At 41.6% G+C, this 486-nt stretch carries 1 protein-coding gene; it reads left to right on the forward strand.

The window, feature by feature from the left end; genetic code table 11:
- Positions 1-73: 73 nt before the first annotated feature.
- A complete protein-coding gene (locus ASD35_RS28510) occupies positions 74-289 on the forward strand; it encodes a catalase-related domain-containing protein (RefSeq protein WP_369819199.1) in 216 nt (71 codons plus the stop codon).
- Positions 290-486: the final 197 nt, after the last annotated feature.

Here is a 486-nt window from a genome sequence, read left to right on the forward strand (position 1 = left end):
TGATCCTGTCCGTTGCGCTGAGAAAGCTCCTATCCCTACAAATTCCTACACTGGAATCCGAACAAAGTGTGTCATCAAGAAGGAGAACAACTTCAAACAGCCTGGAGATAGATACAGATCATGGGCACCAGACAGGCAAGACCGTTTTGTCAAGAGATGGGTTGAGATACTATCAGAGCCACGTCTGACCCATGAGATCCGTAGCATCTGGATATCTTACTGGTCTCAAGCTGATAGATCTCTGGGACAGAAACTTGCAAGCCGTCTCAACGTGAGGCCAAGCATCTAGAGACACAAATCTAAGATAGATATGGTCCTCTACGAAAAGGTACAAACAATCTCATAAGATCCATCATCCTTAGTCGTTTAAATCTCTCCCTTAAAAAAGATATGTTGTTGTTTCGTGTCGTTATAAAAATAAAAATGCATGCTTGTAATATTTTCTTGGTTTCACTGTCACTGTCTTTGTAATCTCATCTATCTACG

This window comes from Pelomonas sp. Root1444 (assembly GCF_001426885.1).
Classification (GTDB): Bacteria; Pseudomonadota; Gammaproteobacteria; order Burkholderiales; family Burkholderiaceae_C; genus Pelomonas.